The sequence below is a fragment of the Streptomyces sp. NPDC091682 genome (genome assembly GCF_044756625.1).
Classification (GTDB): domain Bacteria; phylum Actinomycetota; class Actinomycetes; order Streptomycetales; family Streptomycetaceae; genus Streptomyces.
This window is the reverse complement of sequence record NZ_JBIVTH010000005.1, coordinates 471,816-488,726: the sequence shown is the minus strand read 5'-3', so window position 1 is coordinate 488,726 and position 16,911 is coordinate 471,816. Positions and strand designations below refer to the sequence as shown.

Here is a 16,911-nt window from a genome sequence, read left to right as displayed (position 1 = left end):
TTGAGACGTCAGACATCTCGATCAACAGCCCGGGGGCCTCGCTCGTTTCGCTTCACGGACCGTCACCCGATCGGTGGCCACATCGAAGAAGCTCACTGAACCGAAAGAGGTCCAGATCCTGGACATGCGCTATGGCATGATCCGGGCACAGGCTCTGACGCCTCGCGCATCGCTGACGTTCATCGAGAAGGTACTGGGAGAGACATGAGTATCAAGCCGTCGGGCGAGAGCCTCTCCGCGCTGACGTGGGTGAAGAGCAGCTACAGCACCAACGACGGCCCGAACTGCATCGAGGTCGCCTGGACCAAGAGCAGCTACAGCGCCAGCGACAGCAACGAGTGCGTCGAGGTCGCCCACACCCCCGGTACCGTCCTCGTCCGGGACTCCAAGCGGCCCGAGTACGCCCGGCTCGCGCTCACCCCGGCTGCCTGGAGCGACTTCGTCGCCCACGCCGTCACCTCGTGAGACGGGTGGATTCTGCCGTCGAGGCCGTGCACCGGTACCGGCGGCCGGATCCGGCGTGCTGGGACGTCGTGGTCGAAGCGGTCTGTTCCGAGGCGTCGAGCTACGACGCCGACAAGGCGCTCGTCCAGGCGGGCCGGGCCGTCGCCCGGCATGCCGACCGGATCGCCGAGGACCTCCGCCGACATCAGGGGTCCTTCGGGACCGCCGTCGGCCACGACGTGCAGGCGCGCGCCCTGGCACTTGCCGGGATGGGCGACCTGCGGGCCCTGCCGGCCCTCCGGCGCCTCGCGGAGCACGGCGGGCTCCCCTACAGCCGACCGGAGGCCCGGGTCATGGCCGCGCTGCCCGCAGCCGAGCTGGCTCCGGTCATGCTGACCAAGCTGCTGCGCGACGGCGACGACTACCACGGCAACACCACCGCCCTCGACGTCCTCGCGCTCTGCGGTGCGGCCGCCGCCCCCGCCGTGCCCGAGGTGACCCGGTACCTGGACACCGAATACGCCTACGACGCCCTGCGCGTCCTCGGTCGGATCGGGCCCGCCGCGGCCGGGACGGCGAACCGGCTGACCGACTTCGCCACCGGTCGTGCCCCGCGCGCCCGCCGGCACCACCCGCGGCCGGCCGCCTGGGCGCACTGGCGGGTCACCGGTGATCCCACCCTCGCCCTCGACGTGTGCGGAACGGCCGTGCGATCCGGGGCGGCCGGCCACGGCCTGCCCTTCCTCGCCGATCTCGGCCCGCTGGCCGCGGCCCACGCGGACACCGTGCGCGGCCTGCTGGACTCGCCCGGCGCGTGGACCCGGGTCGCGGCCGCGCACGCGTACTGGCGGATCACCGGGGACCCCGAGCCCGCCGTACCCGTACTGCTGGCCGAGGTGGACCCGGCCTGGGCGGGGCATCCGACCGTGCCGGTGCAGGAGGCCGTCCGTCACCTCGGGGAGATCGGCGCCCCGGCCGTCGCCGCAGCGCCCCTGCTGGGCCGGATCCTGGCGCAGGAGGAACGGCTCGGACACCCCTTCGAGCGGATACGGATCCTGGTGGACGCGGCCTACGTCCGCACCCTCACCGAGGCTCTGGAGCGGATCGGCCCGTGCGCGGGCGGCCCCCCACCGACGCCCTCGAAGGAGCTCGTGCCCCTACCGGCTCCCGCACGAAGGCGGATCTTCGGGTTCAGCAGGCGTTCGGTCTGACATTCCCAAGTGCACGGGAACGCCGGGGAGTTACGGTGAGGGCATGTTCACAGTGCGTCGCGCAGGCCCGTACGACGGGGACGTCCTCGGCGAGATCCACGCCGCGGCCTGGGAAGCGTCCTACGCCCCCTTCTTCGATCCCGAGTTCGCCGCAGACGGTGTCCGGAGCCGGCGAACGCGGTGGCACGAAAGGGTCGGGCAGGCGGACCCCCCGATCCTGCTGGCCGAACACGACGGCCGTCCGCTGGCGCTGAGCGCCTTCAGGACGTCCTCGACCCGGCCCGGGCTGGCCGAGATCCTCTCCTTCTACGGCCACCCCGACGGCTGGGGCAGCGGCATCGCGGCCGCGCTGATGACCGGGACGCTGGACCAGCTGCGCGCCGACGGATTCGCCCGGACCCACCTGTGGACCCTGCACGACACCCCGCAGTCCCGCCGCTTCTACACCAAGTGTGGCTTCACCGAGAGCGGCGCCGCCCGCCCCTTCGACTTCGGCGACGGGAAGCCCCTCACCCAGGTCGAATACGAGCGCGCGTGTTGACCCCTCCTGGCCCGCCGTTCGCCTGACGTACCCGCAGCCGTCACATCGGGCTTGCCCTCCGGTACTCCGGGCACGCTGTTCTGAAGAGCGCTCACGCATCCTCGAACAGAGCAGAGGTCCTTCTCGCCATGGCAGAACTCAACCGCCGCCGTTTCCTCCAGCTCACCGGCGGCGCCGCCGCCCTGAGCCTGCTCAACGAGAGCATCGCGCGCGCCGCCGCCATCCCCGCGCAGGGGACGACCGGCACCATCGCCGATGTCGAGCACATCGTGGTCCTGATGCAGGAAAATCGTTCCTTCGACCACTACTACGGCGCGCTGCGCGGGGTCCGCGGCTTCGGCGACCCGCGCCCGGTGACCCTGCCCAGCGGCAAGTCCGTCTGGCACCAGGCCGACAACGCGGGCGAGGAGACGCTGCCCTTCCGCCCGCCGTCCGACGACCTCGGCATGGAGTTCCTCCAGGGCCTCAACCACGACTGGGCCGGCGGCCAGAGCGCCTTCAACAAGGGCAAGTACGACAACTGGGTGCCCGCCAAGACGCCGGCCACCATGGCGTACCTGACGCGCGAGGACATCCCCTTCCACTACGCCCTCGCCGACACGTTCACCCTCTGCGACGCCTACCACTGCTCCTTCATCGGTTCGACCGACCCCAACCGCTACTACCTCTGGTCGGGCCACACCGGCAACGACGGCACCGGCGGCGGCCCGGTCCTCAACAACGCCGAGGCCGGCTACGGCTGGACCACCTACCCCGAGCGCCTGGAGCGGGCCGGCATCTCCTGGAAGGTCTACCAGGACATCGGCAACGGTCTCGACGCCGCCGGATCCTGGGGCTGGATCGACGACGCCTACCGCGGCAACTACGGCGACAACTCGCTCCTCTACTTCAACAACTACCGCAGTGCCCAGCCCGGCAACCCGCTCTTCGACAAGGCCCGCACCGGCACCGACGCCCGTACCGGCGAGGGCTACTTCGACCGGCTGCGCGCCGACGTCGCCGCCGGCACCCTGCCCCAGGTCTCCTGGATCGCCGCCCCCGAGGCCTTCAGCGAGCACTCGAACTGGCCCTCCAACTACGGCGCGTGGTACATCGCGCAGGTGCTGGACGCGCTGACCTCCAACCCCGACGTGTGGGCCCGTACCGCACTGTTCATCACCTACGACGAGAACGACGGCTTCTTCGACCACGTCGTCCCGCCGTACGCCCCGGCCAACGCGGGCCAGGGCCTGTCGACCACGCCGACCGCCCTCGACGTCTTCCCCGGCAAGACCGGCTACGTCGCCGGACCGTACGGGCTCGGCCCGCGCGTCCCGATGCTCGTCGTCTCGCCGTGGAGCACCGGCGGCTACTCCTGCTCCGAGACCTTCGACCACACCTCCGTGATTCGCTTCATGGAGAAGCGCTTCGGTGTGCACGAGCCCAACATCTCGCCCTGGCGCCGGGCCGTCTGCGGTGACCTGACCTCGGCCTTCGACTTCGCCCGCCGGGACACGGCCGCGGTGTCGCTGCCCGACACCGGCGCGTGGCAGCCGCAGGACCGCGAGCGCCACCCCGACTTCCGGGCCACCCCGCCCGCCGTGGGCAGCATGCCGCGCCAGGAGAAGGGCCAGTGCCGCACCCGTCCGCTGAAGTACGCCCCGTACGTGGATGGCGCCGCACTCACCGGCGAGGGCAAGTTCAAGTTGACCTTCAGCGGCGGCCCGGACCTGGGCGCGCAGTTCTACGTCACCGCGGGCAACCGGACCGACGCCCCCTGGACGTACACCACCGGGGCCGGCACGTCGATCTCGGACGCCTGGAACACCCGCTACTCGGCCGGCGTCACCGACCTGACCGTTCACGGCCCCAACGGCTTCCTGCGCGGCTTCCGCAACCCGGGTACCACCCCCGGCCCCGAGGTCACCGCCCGCCACAACGCCACCACGGGGAACCTGGACCTCACCCTCACCAACGCCGGGGCGTCGACCGCAACGCTCACCGTCACCAACGCCTACGGCGGCGGCCCCAAGCGCCTCACGGTCGCCAAGGGCGCCACCGTCACGTACAGCGTCTCCCTGAAGAACACCCGACGCTGGTACGACGTGACGGTCACCGCGTCCGAGTTCGCGGACTTCGGCCGCCGCTTCGCCGGCAAGGTCGAGACGGGCGCGGCCGGCCTGTCGGACCCGGCGATCCTGACGAACCAGGGCTCCTGACCCCCGGCCCGCGCCCGCGCTCCGGGCTGCGCCGGGTGCTGCTCGCCACCGCCGACGCGCACGCCGTCTACGCCCGGGCGGGCTTCGAGACCCTCACCGCGCCCGGGAAGTGGATGGCGCCGGGGCAGCAGCAGCCTCAGGCGCGGGTACGGACCCGGACCCGGTTCAGCAGCTCCGCGGCCGGGTGCGGGCCCGTGTGCTCGGGGTGGCGGGGCAGGCGGTGGGCGAAGGAGCCGTACCAGGACCGCGAGACCGTGTAGCCGAAGGCCAGGCAGAGCATGCCGCCCACGGCGTCGAGCCAGAAGTGGTTGGCGGTGGCCACGATGACGACGAGGGTCGCCGTCGGGTAGAGCAGGCCCAGGATCCGGGCCCAGGGGGCCGAGGCGACCGCGAAGATCGTCAGGCCGCACCAGAGCGACCACCCTATGTGCATGGACGGCATCGCCGCGTACTGGTTCGACATCTGCTTGAGGTTGCCGGAGGCCATGGAGCCCCAGGTGTGGTGGACCAGCACGGTGTCGATGAAGTCCTGCCCGTTCATCAGCCGGGGCGGCGCGAGCGGGTAGCAGTAGTAGCCGACCAGGGCGACGCCCGTGGTGGCGAAGAGGACCATGCGCGTGGCGGCGTACCGCCCCGGATGGAAACGGTAGATCCAGACCAGCACGCCGATCGTCACGACGAAGTGGAGCGTGGCGTAGTAGTAGTTCATGCCCACGATCAGCCACGTCACGGAGTTGACCGCGTGGTTGACCGACTGCTCGACGGCGATGCCGAGGGTTTGCTCGGCGCTCCAGATCCAGTCGGCGTTGGCGAGGGCCGCCGCCTTCTGCTCGGGCACGGCGTTGCGGATCAGCGAGTAGGTCCAGTAGCTGATCGCGATGAGCAGCACTTCGAACCAGATCCGGGGCCGGCGCGGGGCTCGCAACCGGGTGAGCAGGGTGCGCTCGGACCCCGGGCGGGTCTCGGTCTCGACCACGGTGGGTGATGAGACGTCCGTCCGGGTTTCCAGTGTCTTCACGCTCGATTCACCCATGGGCAGAGAGTCTGCCAGATGCGTTCCCGCCTCCGATCATCCCTCGGTACGGTCTTCGACGCAGCCGCTCAGACCTGGGTACTACGTCGCCGCATCAGCCCCCCACCTTCCCGGCGACGATCTGCTGTCCGCGGGTGGCGTCGACCACGATCGGGATGCCGTCGGGGAGCTGTCCTTCGAGGTCTTCGAGCAGGTCGTCGATCGGCGGGAGGTCCCCGGGGCTGCGCACGTGGACGTAGAAGGTCCTGGACTGGGCGTCGACTCCGGTGACCGCCGAACCGGGGCTGGCGGAGAGCCAGCGCTCGGCGGCGGTCCAGGTCCGCGAGGTCCACGCGTTCAGCAGGACCGCGGTCACCGTGTTGGCGCCCAGCGGCAGCAGGACAGCCGTGAACAGCAGCCCGAGCATCACGTAGGCGCGGCGCGGGGCCCGCCCCCGGGCGGGACGCCCGACGGGCCGGGTGTACCCGAGGGCGGCGAAGACCACCATGCCCGCGAAGACCATGGCGAGGAGGTTGGACACGAAGAGCACCAACGCGCCCAGCGCGAGCCACCACGAGGTCTGGCCGGCGCACACGCCCGTCACCACGAGCGGCGGCACCAGGGAGATCGCGATCGCGACCCCCGGCAGGACCGCGGCGACGTCCTTGCGGGACAGTGCCACGGCCCCGGCGAAGCCCGTCGCCAGGGCGGCGATCAGGTCGAGGAGCCCGGGGGAGGTCCGGCCGGAGATCTGACTGTCCGACAGCAAGTCGTACGACGGGGGCACCACCAGGGAGGCCGCCGCACCGATCAGGAGCGCCAGCAGGCCGCCGAGCGCCACGAAGGCGAGGGCGGTGGAGCGGCGGCGCTGCACGGCGCCGAGGGCGATCCCCATGATCGGCGTGGACAGCGGGGCGATGATCATCGCCCCGATGACGGTGGCGGTGGAGTCCGTGAGGATCCCGCACGCGGCGATCACGGAGGACAGCGTGAGCATGGTCCAGAAGGCCGACTGCTTCGCCCGACCGTCCCCGGACGACAGGTCGAGATCCTCCTGGAGGTCCTCCAGGGAACGTCGCTTGTGGTCGGGCAGGATCCTGTCGCGCAGCCGGCCGGTCAAGGGCATCTGCCCAGTATCGGGACCGGGATCCCCGCGCCGCCGCAGCAACACGACCGCCCGGCCCCGCGCGCCGGTAGCGCCCCGGGCGGCCGGCCCGTCAGCCACGACATCGGCCTCCACGACATCGGCCTCCACGAGATCGCCGACCGATCGCGACATCACGAGGCAATGCGGCTAGGGCACGCTCAGCCGGTACCACAGCCGCATGGAGGGGCGGTTGCGCACGTAGAGGTGGGGTCCGCGGCCGACGGGGCGGGTGTACCGGCGTACGGGATCGCCGTTCGGCCAGGTCAGCTCGCCCCTGCCGGTGATCACCGCCCCGCCGTCGGTCAGCCGGCAGTGGTGGACCTGCCGCAGGTGGGGGTGGGCGGTGCCCGGCTCGGCGCCTCCGAGTAGCAGCAGGCGGTCGTCCCGTACGGCGAGGCCCCACGCATTGGCAACGGGCAGTTTCCGGAACCGGATCGGCTCCCCGACCCGCAGCTCGGCCAGGGGCGAGCCGGGGCCGTAGACGGTTCGGACGACCGAGTCCGTGACGTTGAGCCCGTCGATCTCCACCACGATGTGGTGGGGCTTCGGCGGGTAGAAGCCGTGGAGGCGGTTGCCGCCGGTGTCCCACCGGATGAGGGCGCCCGCACCGATGGGGTCCCCGTGGACACCCTCGTCGTTGTAGCCGGTCCAGAGGTTCGCCCGGCCGTCCGCCACCATGTGCTGGAGGCCGGAGCCCAGGGAGAAGCGTCGACGGGAACGGCCTTGCCGGCCGAAGAGCTGACCATTGCGCCTGTCCCGGTCCCCCCGGCCGAAGCCGTACAGGACGAACTCGTCCCGGCTCAGCGCGTCGATCCGCTTCGGTACCGTGGCCACGCCGTACAGGGTCCGCTCGTGGACGTGGTCCCCGTCACGGATGACGAGGAGCGCGTCGAAGGGCAACTCCGGAGGCTCCACGGAGCGCCAGCCGTAGGGCCGGGGCTGGAACCGGGCGTTGGCGCACATCAACCAGAGGGCCCTTCCCCACGCGTCCACCGTGGAGGCCAGGACCTTCCGTTCGTCGTACTGCCGAGGCAACAGTGCGTAGGGCCGCAGTGCCACTTTCGTCAAATAATCACCTCGCGGGCGAAGGAACGTGTCGCCCCATGATCACACGCGTCGACCATTCGAGGCCGAGGTCCGGGCGGGCACCGCGTCGGCACTCGGTCCGGGCAGCCGATCGCGGCCTCGCGCGGGACGCCCTAGTCCCGGCGGCGTTGGCCCGGGCCCGAGGCGGTGGAGCCGCGCACCACCAGTTCGGGGAGGAAGACGAACTCGCTGTGCGGGGCCGGCGTGCCGCCGATTTCCTCCAGCAGGGTCCGGACCGCCGCCTGCCCCATCGCCTGCACGGGCTGGCGGATGGTCGTCAGCGGCGGGTCGGTGAACGCTATGAGCGGGGAGTCGTCGAAGCCGACCACCGACACGTCCTGCGGGACCTTCAGCCCCTGCTGGCGGGCCGCCCGGATCGCGCCGAGCGCCATCATGTCGCTCGCGCACACCACCGCCGTGCAGCCGCGCGAGATCAGCGCGGACGCGGCGGCCTGGCCGCCCTCCAGCGAGTAGAGGGAGTGCTGGATCAGCTCTTCGATCTCGGTCTCGTCGAGTCCGAGCCGCTCCTTCATCCCGAGCCGGAAGCCCTCGATCTTGCGGAGGACCGGCACGAAGCGCTTCGGCCCGACCGCGAGCCCGATGCGGGTGTGCCCGAGCGCGGTCAGGTGGGTGACGGCGAGGACCATCGCGGCCCGGTCGTCGGGGGAGACGAAGGGGGCCTGCACCTTTTCGGAGAACCCGTTGATGAGGACGTACGGGACGCCCTGTCCGCGGAGTTGGTCGTAGCGGCCCATGTCGGCCGTGGTGTCGGCGTGCAGGCCGGAGACGAAGATGATCCCGGAGACCCCGCGGTCGACCAGCATCTCGGTCAGCTCGTCCTCGGTGGACCCGCCGGGCGTCTGCGTGGCCAGCACCGGCGTGTACCCCTGCCGGGTCAGCGCCTGGCCGATTACCTGGGCGAGCGCCGGGAAGATCGGGTTGTCCAGTTCGGGAGTTATCAGACCGACGAGCCCCGCACTGCGCTGGCGCAGCTTCACGGGCCGCTCGTAGCCGAGTACGTCGAGGGCGGCCAGCACGGATTCGCGGGTGCCTGCGGCCACACCGGGCTTGCCGTTGAGCACGCGGCTGACTGTGGCTTCGCTGACCCCCGCCTGGGCTGCGATGTCGGCTAGCCGTGCGGTCACGGGATTGGACTGTACCGGTCGGACGTTCACCATGACCACCACGTGCACGAATCCGGGGGAAGCCGGACGGTTCGGCCGTCCGTCTCCACCGGGGCGCTGGAGAGTACGGGGCGTCCGGGCGCGGGAAGTTCGACCGGGCCGGGGCGGGTGTTGAGGGTGCAGGCGAAACCGGGGCGGGTGAAGAGGAGCACGCCCTCGGGGGCGGACTGCCAGCGCATTCCGCATGCGTACGGGGCTTCGGCCGGGGCATCGGCGCCCGCGTCGACCCCCGACCCCGCGTCGACCCCCACCTCCGTTCCCGCCCCCGTACCGGCCTCCGGCGCCCCCAGTCCCGGCATCGCCCGGCGCAGTTCCAGGGCGGCGCGGTAGAGCTCCAGCGTCGAGTGCGGGTCGCCGGTCTGCGCGGCGACGCTGAGGCCGCCCCAGCCGGCGGGCTGCGGGAGCCAGCTGCCGGTCGGCCCGAAGCCGTACGGGGGCTCCGCGCCGGACCAGGGGAGCGGCACCCGGCACCCGTCGCGCAGCCCGTCCTGTCCCTCCGGTTCCGAGGCGGTCGGGCCGTCCGTGTTCCCCGGCCGACGGCGTCCCCGGCGGAAGGCCGGGTCCTGGCGGACCCGGTCCGGGAGGTCCGCCACTTCCGGAAGGCCGAGCTCCTCGCCCTGGTAGAGGTAGGCCGACCCGGGCAGGGCCAGCATCAGCAGGGCGGCCGCCCGGGCCCGGGCCAGGCCGCGGACCCCGCCGCCGTAGCGCGTCACATGGCGCACGACGTCGTGGTTGGACAGCACCCAGGTGGTCGGGGCGCCGACGGCGGTGGTGGCGGCCAGGGACTCGTCGATGACGGTGCGCATCGCGGCGGGGTCCCACGGGCAGTTCAGGAAGCGGAAATTGAAGGCCTGGTGCAGTTCGTCGGGGCGCACGTACAGGGCGAGCCGCTCCGAGGTGGGCGCCCAGGCCTCGGCGACCCCGATGCGCCCGCCCCCGTAGGAGTCGAGGAGGCGGCGCCAGGAACGGTGGATCTCGTGGACCCCGTCCTGGTCGAAGAAGGGGAGCGGCTCGGTGCCGATCAAGGTGGCCTGTGCGCCGCGGCCGATGTCCGGCAGGCCCGGGGCCTTGACCATGCCGTGGGCGACGTCGATGCGGAACCCGTCGATGCCGAGGTCGAGCCAGAAGCGCAGGACGGAGGCGAATTCGGCGGCGACCTCGGGATGGTCCCAGTCGAGGTCGGGCTGCTCGGGGGCGAAGAGGTGCAGGTACCACGCGCCGTCCGCGACCCGGGTCCAGGCGGGGCCGCCGAAGATCGACTCCCAGTCGTTCGGGGGCTCCGCGCCGCCCGCGCCCCGCCCGGGGCGGAAGTGGTAGCGCTCGCGGGCCCCCGGATCCCCGGCGAGGGCGGCGCGGAACCACGGGTGCTGCTCGGAGGTGTGGTTCGGCACCACGTCCACGATCACCCGCAGCCCCAGCGCGTGCGCGGCCCGGACCAGCTCGTCGGCGTCCGAGAGGTCCCCGAAGAGGGGGTCGACGGCACGGTAGTCGGCGACGTCGTAGCCGCCGTCGGCCTGCGGGGAGACGTAGAAGGGGGTGAGCCACACGGCGTCGACCCCGAGGCGGGCGAGGTGGGGGAGGCGGGAGCGGACCCCGCGGAGGTCCCCGATGCCGTCCCCGTCGCTGTCGGCGAAGGAGCGCACGTACACCTGATAGATGACGGCATCGCGCCACCAGCCACCGCTCGCGGTCGCGTTGCTGGAAGAGCTTGCAAGCTGGACGGCCGTCGAGTCGTGGGTCATATCGGGGTCAACGCGGGTACATGCCCCCTGGTTGCGGGCCCCGGCAGTCGAAGGTGACTCGAACTAACAGCAAGCTGCGGCAACCGTACGGACACACGGATGTAACGATCGCCTCCGCTTGCAGAAAGTTTGCGCAAGGTCTTTCGGTCCTCTTTCAGTCTTGTTACGTTCCTGGCAACTCGGGACCGCGAGGGCGCGGCCGGGATCATCGAAGGAGTTCATATGCGGCGTGGCATAGCGGCCACCGCGCTGGTCGCGACCCTGGCGCTCGCGGCGACGGCTTGCGGTGGGGACGACAAGAACGCGGCCGACGGCACCAAGGCGGGCGGCGAGCTTTCCGGCACGGTTACGTACTGGGACACCTCGAACGACGCCGAGAAGGCCAGCTTCCAGAAGATCGCCGAGGCGTTCACCGCGAAGCACCCGAAGGTGACCGTCAAGTACGTCAACGTCCCGTACGGCGACGCGCAGAACAAGGTCAAGAACGCCTTCAGCAGCGGCTCCGACGCGCCTGACGTCATCCGTGCCGACGTCGGCTGGGTCGCGGACTTCGCCTCCCTGGGCTACCTCGACGAGGTCCCGGCCGACACGGCGAAGAAGGTCGACGCCGAGTTCCTCCCGCAGGCCGCGGCCAGCGGCAAGTTCGAGGGCAAGACCTACGCCGTCCCGCAGGTCATCGACAGCCTCGGCCTCTTCTACAACAAGAAGATGCTCGCCGACGCCGGCGTCCAGCCCCCCAAGACGCTGGCGGAGGTGAAGACCGCCGCCGAGGCCATCAAGGCGAAGACCGGCAAGGCCGCCCTCTACCTGCGCGGCGACGACTCCTACTGGTTCCTCCCGCTGATCTACGGTGAGGGCGGCGACCTCGTCGACGCCAAGAACAAGACGGTCACCGTCGACAACGAGGCGGGCGTCAAGGCCTTCAAGACCGCCCGCGACCTGGTCGCCTCGGGTGCGGCGATCACCAACGCCACCGACGGCTACGCCAACATGCAGACGGCCTTCAAGACCGGCGAGGCCGCCATGATGATCAACGGTCCGTGGGCCGTCGCCGACACCTACGCCGGCGACCAGTTCAAGGACAAGGCCAACCTCGGCATCGCCGCCGTCCCGGCCGGCTCGGCCAAGGCCGGCGCCCCGCAGGGCGGCCACGACCTCGCCGTCTACGCCGGCTCCAAGAACACCGCCGCCGCGCACGCCTTCGTCGAGTACATGACCTCTCAGGAGGTCCAGGTGCAGTCGACCAAGGACCTCAGCCTGCTCCCGACCCGTACCGCCGCCTACGAGCAGCCGGACGTCAAGGGCAACGAGATGGTCCAGTTCTTCAAGCCGGCCGTGGACAAGGCCGTCGAGCGCGCCTGGATCCCGGAGAACGGATCCCTCTTCGAGCCGCTGAAGGTCGAATACACCAAGGCGATCACCGGGGCGTCGAGCCCGGAGGACGCGGCCAAGGCGGCCGGCGTCGAGTTCCGCAAGATCCTCAAGGGCTGGAAGTAACGAAACCATGGCTGCTCACACCAGCCAGTCGGTGGCGAAGGCCGCGGGCGACGACGTCGAGAACGACGTCGCCGCCCGCGGCCGGAGCCGCAGGACTGACAGCGACAGCGGTAACCGCGGCGGTGCCCGCGGCGGGAAAGGCGCGTCCGGCCTCCGGCGCGCCGTCGGCACGCACTGGTACGCCTGGGCCATGGTCGCCCCGGTGGTGCTCGTCCTCGGCGTGATCATCGGCTGGCCGTTGGTCCGGGGCGTCTACCTGTCGCTGACCGACGCCACCGAGCGCAACGTCTCGCGCACCATCGGCGCCCGGCACATCGAGGCCACGTACCAGTTCGTCGGACTCGACAACTACGTGGACGTGCTCAGCGACCCGGTGTTCCTGCAGCGGCTGGTGTGGACGGTGATGTGGACCGTCGCGTGCGTGTCCATCACCTTCACGCTCGGTCTGGTCCTGGCCAACATGCTCAACCGGGACTTCCGGGGCCGCGCCGCCTACCGGATGGCGCTCATCCTCCCCTGGGCCGTCCCCGGCTTCGTCTCCGTCTTCGCCTGGCGGTTCCTCTTCAACCGCGACAACGGCATCCTGAACAAGATCCTCGACGGCGGCGGCATAGCCGCGATCCCGTGGCTCGACGACCCGACCTGGGCCAAGTTCTCGGTCATCACGGTCAACGTCTGGCTCGGCATCCCCTTCATGATGGTCGCCCTGCTCGGCGGCCTGCAGTCGATCCCCGGCGAGCTCTACGAGGCCGCCGAGATGGACGGCGCCAGCGCCTGGCAGCGCTTCCGGCACATCACCCTGCCCGGGCTGCGTACGGTGAGCATGACGGTGATCCTGCTCTCCACCATCTGGACCTTCAACATGTTCCCGGTGATCTTCCTGCTCACCCGGGGCGGACCCGGCGACTCCACCGAGATCCTGGTGACGCAGGCCTTCCGCGAGGCGTTCGTGTCGAGCCCGCGCGACTTCGCCGGCTCGGCCACGTGGGGCGTCCTGATCCTCGCCCTGCTCATGATCTTCGCGCTGGTCTACCGGCGCTCGCTGCGCAAGCAGGGAGAGGTGTGGTGACCATGTCCACCGCGACCACCGCTCGTACGGCCACCCCCGGCAAGGCGACCCCCGGCAAGGCGACCGCCGACAAGGCGACCGCCCGCCCCCGGGGCAGCCGTTCCCCGCTCGCCTCCATCGGCCTGCACGGCACCCTCGTCGTGGCGTCCGTGATCGCCGTCTTCCCGGTGCTGTGGATCGTGCTGACCTCGCTCAAGCCGGCCAAGCACGCGGTCACCACCGACTTCGTCAAGGAACCGACCCTCAGCAACTACACGAACCTGCTGGAGCAGAGCCACTTCCTCAGCTGGTTCGGCAACTCCGTCCTGGTCGCCGGCATCACCACCGTCCTCGGTGTCTTCATCGCCGCCACCACCGGATACGCGGTCAGCCGCTTCAAGTTCCCCGGCATGAAGCCGCTCATGTGGACCCTGCTCATCACGCAGATGTTCCCGATGGCGATCCTCATCGTCCCGCTCTACAACCTCATGGGCGACCTCGGCCTGCTCAACCAGCCGCTCGGCCTGATCATCACCTACCTCACCATCGCGGTGCCGTTCTGCGCCTGGATGATGAAGGGCTTCTTCGACACCATCCCGGTGGAGATCGACGAATCGGGCCGGGTCGACGGACTCAACCCCTTCGGCACCTTCTGGCGCCTGATCCTGCCGCTCGCCAAGCCCGGCCTCGCCGTCACCGGCTTCTACGCCTTCATCACCGCGTGGGGCGAGGTCGCGTACGCCTCCGCCTTCATGGTCGGCGAGGAGAACCTCACCCTGGCCGGCGGACTGCAGACGTTCGTCACGCAGTACACCTCCAACTGGGGAGCCATGAGCGCCGCCTCGGTGCTCATCGCCATCCCCGCGGCGATCTTCTTCGTCTTCGCCCAGCGTCACCTCGTCGCCGGGATGACGGCAGGCGCAACCAAGGGCTGACCACCCGAGCCTGCCCCCTCCCACCCCGGCCCGATCTCTCCAAGGACACCATGACCCAGCACCTCGCCGACGCGCTCCCCACCTCCACCGGCACGCAGCCCGGCTGGTGGAGAGAAGCGGTGATCTACCAGGTCTATCCGCGCAGCTTCGCCGACTCCAACGGGGACGGCATGGGGGACCTCGAAGGCATCCGCAGCCGCCTGCCCTACCTGAAGGAGCTGGGCGTCGACGCCGTCTGGCTCAGCCCGTTCTACGCCTCCCCGCAGGCCGACGCCGGCTACGACGTCGCCGACTACCGGGCCATCGACCCCATGTTCGGCACCCTGCACGACGCCGACGCCGTGATCCGCGAAGCCCACGAACTGGGCCTGCGCATCATCGTGGACCTCGTCCCCAACCACTGCTCCGACCAGCACGAATGGTTCAAGCAGGCGCTGCGTGAAGGCCCCGGCACCCCGCTGCGCGAGCGCTTCCACTTCCGCCCCGGACAGGGCGACAACGGGGAGCTGCCGCCCAACGACTGGGAGTCGATCTTCGGTGGCCCGGCCTGGACCCGGGTCGCGGACGGCGAGTGGTACCTGCACCTCTTCGCCCCCGAGCAGCCCGACTTCAACTGGGAGCACCCCGCGGTCCAGGACGAGTTCCGCTCCATCCTGCGCTTCTGGCTCGACCTCGGCGTCGACGGCTTCCGCGTCGACGTCGCCCACGGCCTGGTCAAGGCGCCCGGCCTGCCCGATCTCGGAGCCAAGGACCAGCTGAAGCTGCTCGGCAACGACGTCATGCCCTTCTTCGACCAGGACGGCGTCCACGAGATCTACCGGTCCTGGCGCCGGATCCTCGACGAGTACGAGGGCGCCCGCGTCCTGGTCGCCGAGGCATGGACCCCGACCGTCGAGCGCACGGCCCTCTACGTCCGCCCCGACGAGATGCAGCAGGCCTTCAACTTCCAGTACCTGACCAGCGACTGGGAGGCGAGCGCGCTCCGCGAGGTCATCGACGGCTCGCTGGCCGCCATGCGCACCGTCGGCGCCCCCACCACCTGGGTGCTGTCCAACCACGACGTCACCCGGCACGCCACCCGCTTCGCCAACCCCGCGGGCCTCGGCACCCAGCTGCGCGAGCCCGGCGACCGCGAGCTGGGTCTGCGGCGAGCCCGTGCGGCGAGCCTGCTGATGCTGGCCCTGCCCGGTTCGGCGTACGTCTACCAGGGCGAGGAGCTCGGCCTGCCCGACGTCACCGACCTGCCGGACGAGGTCCGCCAGGACCCGTCGTTCACCCGCGCGGCCGGCCAGGACGGCTTCCGCGACGGCTGCCGGGTCCCCATCCCGTGGTCGGGGACCGAGGCCCCGTACGGCTTCGGCACCGGCGGCAGCTGGCTCCCGCAGCCGGAGTCCTGGGCGGATCTGAGCGTGGCGGCGCAGACCGGCGACCCGTCCTCCACCCTGGAGCTGTACCGGGCCGCCCTGCGGCTGCGCCGCGAGCACCCGGACCTGGGCGCGGGCGAGTCGGTGGACTGGAAGGAGGCCCCCGAGGGCGTCCTGGTCTTCCGCCGCGGGGCCTTCCTCTGCACCGCCAACACCACCGGCACGGCGGTACGGTTCCCCGTCGCCGGCGAGGTACTGCTCTCCAGCGGCGCGACGGTCGAGGACGGCGTGCTGCCGGCCGACACCACGGTGTGGTGGCAGGTGACGGCGGGGTGACCTCCCCCCTCCGACTGACGGACATCGCCGCGCAGGCCCAGGTCAGCGAGGCGACCGTCAGCCGCGTCCTCAACGGCAAACCGGGCGTGGCGGCCGGCACCCGGCACAAGGTGCTGGCCGCGCTCGACCTGCTGGGCTACGAGCGGCCCGTCCGGCTCAAACGGCGCAGCAACGGGCTGGTCGGGCTGCTGATCCCGGAGCTCACCAACCCGATCTTCCCGGCGTTCGCGCAGGTCATCGAGCAGGCGCTGGCCGGGCACGGGTACACGCCGGTGCTGTGCACGCAGACCCCCGGCGGAGCCACCGAGGACGAACTGGTCGAACAGCTGGAGGAGCGCGGGGTCACCGGGATCGTCTTCCTGTCGGGCCTCCACGCGGACGCCCACGCGGACCCCGCGCGCTACCAGCGCCTCGCCTCCCGAGGGCTGCCGTTCGTGATGATCAACGGCTTCAACGAGCACGTGAACGCCCCCTTCATCTCCCCGGACGACCGGGCGGCGGCGGACATCGCCGTACGGCACCTGCAGGACCTGGGACACCGCACGATCGGCCTCGCGATCGGGCCGACCCGGTACGTGCCGTCGGCACGCAAGGAGCAGGGGTTCCTCGCGGCGCTGCCGGAGGCGGAGGCGGACGGGCTGATCCAGCGCACGCTCTTCACGGTGGAGGGCGGACACGCGGCGGGCATGGCCCTGCTGGACCGCGGCTGCACGGGCATCGTGTGCGGCAGCGACCCGATGGCGCTCGGCGTGATCCGGGCGGCGCGCGAGCGCGGGCTGCGGGTGCCGCAGGACGTGTCGGTCGTCGGCTTCGACGACTCCCCGCTGATCCCGTTCACGGACCCGCCGCTGACGACGGTCCGCCAGCCGGTGCGCGCGATGGCGACGGCGGCGGTGGGCGCCCTCCTGGAGGCGGTGTCGGGCACCCCGGTCCAGCGCACGGAGTACGTCTTTCAACCGGAACTGGTGGTCCGGGGCTCGACGGCCCAGGCACCGTAGTCCTCCCGGGCGGGGCGGCGCGGGCCTGTTCCGCCCCGCCCGGGATCCCAACCGCCGGGCAAATGGGCGGGGTCGGGGAGGTATGGCGGGGGTGTGGGCGGTCGGGAGCCGCCTGGTCGGTATCGGGGATGGGACTGACGGGAAACCCCCATGCCCATCCCCGATACC

14 protein-coding genes and 1 pseudogene are annotated in these 16,911 nt (G+C 71.2%); 10 read left to right on the top strand and 5 right to left on the bottom strand.

Features of this window, described 5'->3' with window-relative positions; genetic code table 11:
- Positions 1-97 precede the first annotated feature (97 nt).
- From ACIQK6_RS15315 to ACIQK6_RS15295, 5 genes and pseudogenes are all read left to right on the top strand, one after another.
- A pseudogene (locus tag ACIQK6_RS15315) lies at positions 98-208 on the top strand (transcriptional regulator); the annotation flags it as partial.
- Positions 205-465, top strand: a complete 261-nt coding sequence (locus tag ACIQK6_RS15310; RefSeq protein ID WP_329102650.1) for a DUF397 domain-containing protein — start codon at positions 205-207, stop codon at positions 463-465. The pseudogene ACIQK6_RS15315 and the gene ACIQK6_RS15310, both read left to right, overlap by 4 nt.
- 5 nt (positions 466-470) lie before the next feature.
- Complete coding sequence (locus tag ACIQK6_RS15305) at positions 471-1,655, top strand: hypothetical protein (protein WP_402694934.1); 1,185 nt, start codon at positions 471-473, stop codon at positions 1,653-1,655.
- A gap of 43 nt (positions 1,656-1,698) precedes the next feature.
- Complete coding sequence (locus tag ACIQK6_RS15300) at positions 1,699-2,196, top strand: GNAT family N-acetyltransferase (RefSeq protein ID WP_329102654.1); 498 nt, start codon at positions 1,699-1,701, stop codon at positions 2,194-2,196.
- 128 nt (positions 2,197-2,324) lie between these two features.
- Positions 2,325-4,394, top strand: a complete 2,070-nt coding sequence (locus ACIQK6_RS15295; RefSeq protein ID WP_329102656.1) for a phosphocholine-specific phospholipase C — start codon at positions 2,325-2,327, stop codon at positions 4,392-4,394.
- Positions 4,395-4,530: 136 nt separating this feature from the next.
- On the opposite strand, the gene ACIQK6_RS15290 is transcribed toward ACIQK6_RS15295, so the two are convergent.
- The 5 genes from ACIQK6_RS15290 to ACIQK6_RS15270 all read right to left on the bottom strand — a co-directional run bounded on the left by ACIQK6_RS15290 (position 4,531) and on the right by ACIQK6_RS15270 (position 10,565).
- The gene (locus ACIQK6_RS15290) at positions 4,531-5,427 is read right to left on the bottom strand and encodes a phosphatase PAP2 family protein (RefSeq protein WP_402694933.1); all 897 of its coding nucleotides are present in this window, start codon (positions 5,425-5,427) and stop codon (positions 4,531-4,533) included.
- A gap of 94 nt (positions 5,428-5,521) precedes the next feature.
- Entirely contained in the window at positions 5,522-6,532 is a 1,011-nt protein-coding gene (locus ACIQK6_RS15285; RefSeq protein WP_329102659.1) for a DUF389 domain-containing protein, read from the bottom strand.
- Between the two features lie 168 nt (positions 6,533-6,700).
- Positions 6,701-7,621 carry a hypothetical protein gene (locus ACIQK6_RS15280; protein WP_329102661.1) on the bottom strand — a complete coding sequence of 307 codons (921 nt, stop codon included), beginning with the start codon at positions 7,619-7,621 and terminating at the stop codon, positions 6,701-6,703.
- A gap of 131 nt (positions 7,622-7,752) precedes the next feature.
- Entirely contained in the window at positions 7,753-8,784 is a 1,032-nt protein-coding gene (locus ACIQK6_RS15275; protein WP_329102664.1) for a LacI family DNA-binding transcriptional regulator, read from the bottom strand.
- 26 nt (positions 8,785-8,810) lie between these two features.
- The gene (locus ACIQK6_RS15270) at positions 8,811-10,565 is read right to left on the bottom strand and encodes a glycoside hydrolase family 13 protein (RefSeq protein WP_329102666.1); all 1,755 of its coding nucleotides are present in this window, start codon (positions 10,563-10,565) and stop codon (positions 8,811-8,813) included.
- Positions 10,566-10,787: 222 nt separating this feature from the next.
- Between ACIQK6_RS15270 and ACIQK6_RS15265 the strand changes: the two genes are divergently transcribed.
- Genes ACIQK6_RS15265 through ACIQK6_RS15245 form a run of 5 tightly spaced genes read left to right on the top strand, consistent with a single transcriptional unit; the run spans position 10,788 to position 16,743 of the window.
- Entirely contained in the window at positions 10,788-12,062 is a 1,275-nt protein-coding gene (locus ACIQK6_RS15265) for an extracellular solute-binding protein (RefSeq protein WP_329102667.1), read from the top strand.
- Positions 12,063-12,069: 7 nt separating this feature from the next.
- A complete protein-coding gene (locus tag ACIQK6_RS15260) occupies positions 12,070-13,131 on the top strand; it encodes a sugar ABC transporter permease (RefSeq protein WP_329102669.1) in 1,062 nt (353 codons plus the stop codon).
- A 2-nt stretch (positions 13,132-13,133) separates the two neighbouring features.
- The gene (locus ACIQK6_RS15255; RefSeq protein WP_329102672.1) at positions 13,134-14,045 is read left to right on the top strand and encodes a carbohydrate ABC transporter permease; all 912 of its coding nucleotides are present in this window, start codon (positions 13,134-13,136) and stop codon (positions 14,043-14,045) included.
- Between the two features lie 50 nt (positions 14,046-14,095).
- Positions 14,096-15,745: a glycoside hydrolase family 13 protein gene (locus ACIQK6_RS15250; RefSeq protein WP_402694932.1), complete on the top strand. Its 1,650-nt coding sequence runs from the start codon at positions 14,096-14,098 to the stop codon at positions 15,743-15,745.
- Positions 15,742-16,743 carry a LacI family DNA-binding transcriptional regulator gene (locus tag ACIQK6_RS15245; protein ID WP_329102676.1) on the top strand — a complete coding sequence of 334 codons (1,002 nt, stop codon included), beginning with the start codon at positions 15,742-15,744 and terminating at the stop codon, positions 16,741-16,743. The genes ACIQK6_RS15250 and ACIQK6_RS15245 overlap by 4 nt, the downstream gene beginning before the upstream one ends.
- Positions 16,744-16,911: the final 168 nt, after the last annotated feature.

Excerpts from the sequence above, each read along its gene's own strand:
- ACIQK6_RS15310 (WP_329102650.1), top strand. The coding sequence starts at position 205 with ATGAGTATCAAGCCGTCGGGCGAGAGCCTCTCCGCGCTGACGTGGGTG.
- ACIQK6_RS15300 (WP_329102654.1), top strand. The coding sequence starts at position 1,699 with ATGTTCACAGTGCGTCGCGCAGGCCCGTACGACGGGGACGTCCTCGGC.
- ACIQK6_RS15295 (WP_329102656.1), top strand. The coding sequence starts at position 2,325 with ATGGCAGAACTCAACCGCCGCCGTTTCCTCCAGCTCACCGGCGGCGCC.
- ACIQK6_RS15290 (WP_402694933.1), bottom strand. The coding sequence starts at position 5,427 with ATGGGTGAATCGAGCGTGAAGACACTGGAAACCCGGACGGACGTCTCA.
- ACIQK6_RS15285 (WP_329102659.1), bottom strand. The coding sequence starts at position 6,532 with ATGCCCTTGACCGGCCGGCTGCGCGACAGGATCCTGCCCGACCACAAG.
- ACIQK6_RS15270 (WP_329102666.1), bottom strand. The coding sequence starts at position 10,565 with ATGACCCACGACTCGACGGCCGTCCAGCTTGCAAGCTCTTCCAGCAAC.
- ACIQK6_RS15265 (WP_329102667.1), top strand. The coding sequence starts at position 10,788 with ATGCGGCGTGGCATAGCGGCCACCGCGCTGGTCGCGACCCTGGCGCTC.
- ACIQK6_RS15260 (WP_329102669.1), top strand. The coding sequence starts at position 12,070 with ATGGCTGCTCACACCAGCCAGTCGGTGGCGAAGGCCGCGGGCGACGAC.
- ACIQK6_RS15255 (WP_329102672.1), top strand. The coding sequence starts at position 13,134 with ATGTCCACCGCGACCACCGCTCGTACGGCCACCCCCGGCAAGGCGACC.
- ACIQK6_RS15250 (WP_402694932.1), top strand. The coding sequence starts at position 14,096 with ATGACCCAGCACCTCGCCGACGCGCTCCCCACCTCCACCGGCACGCAG.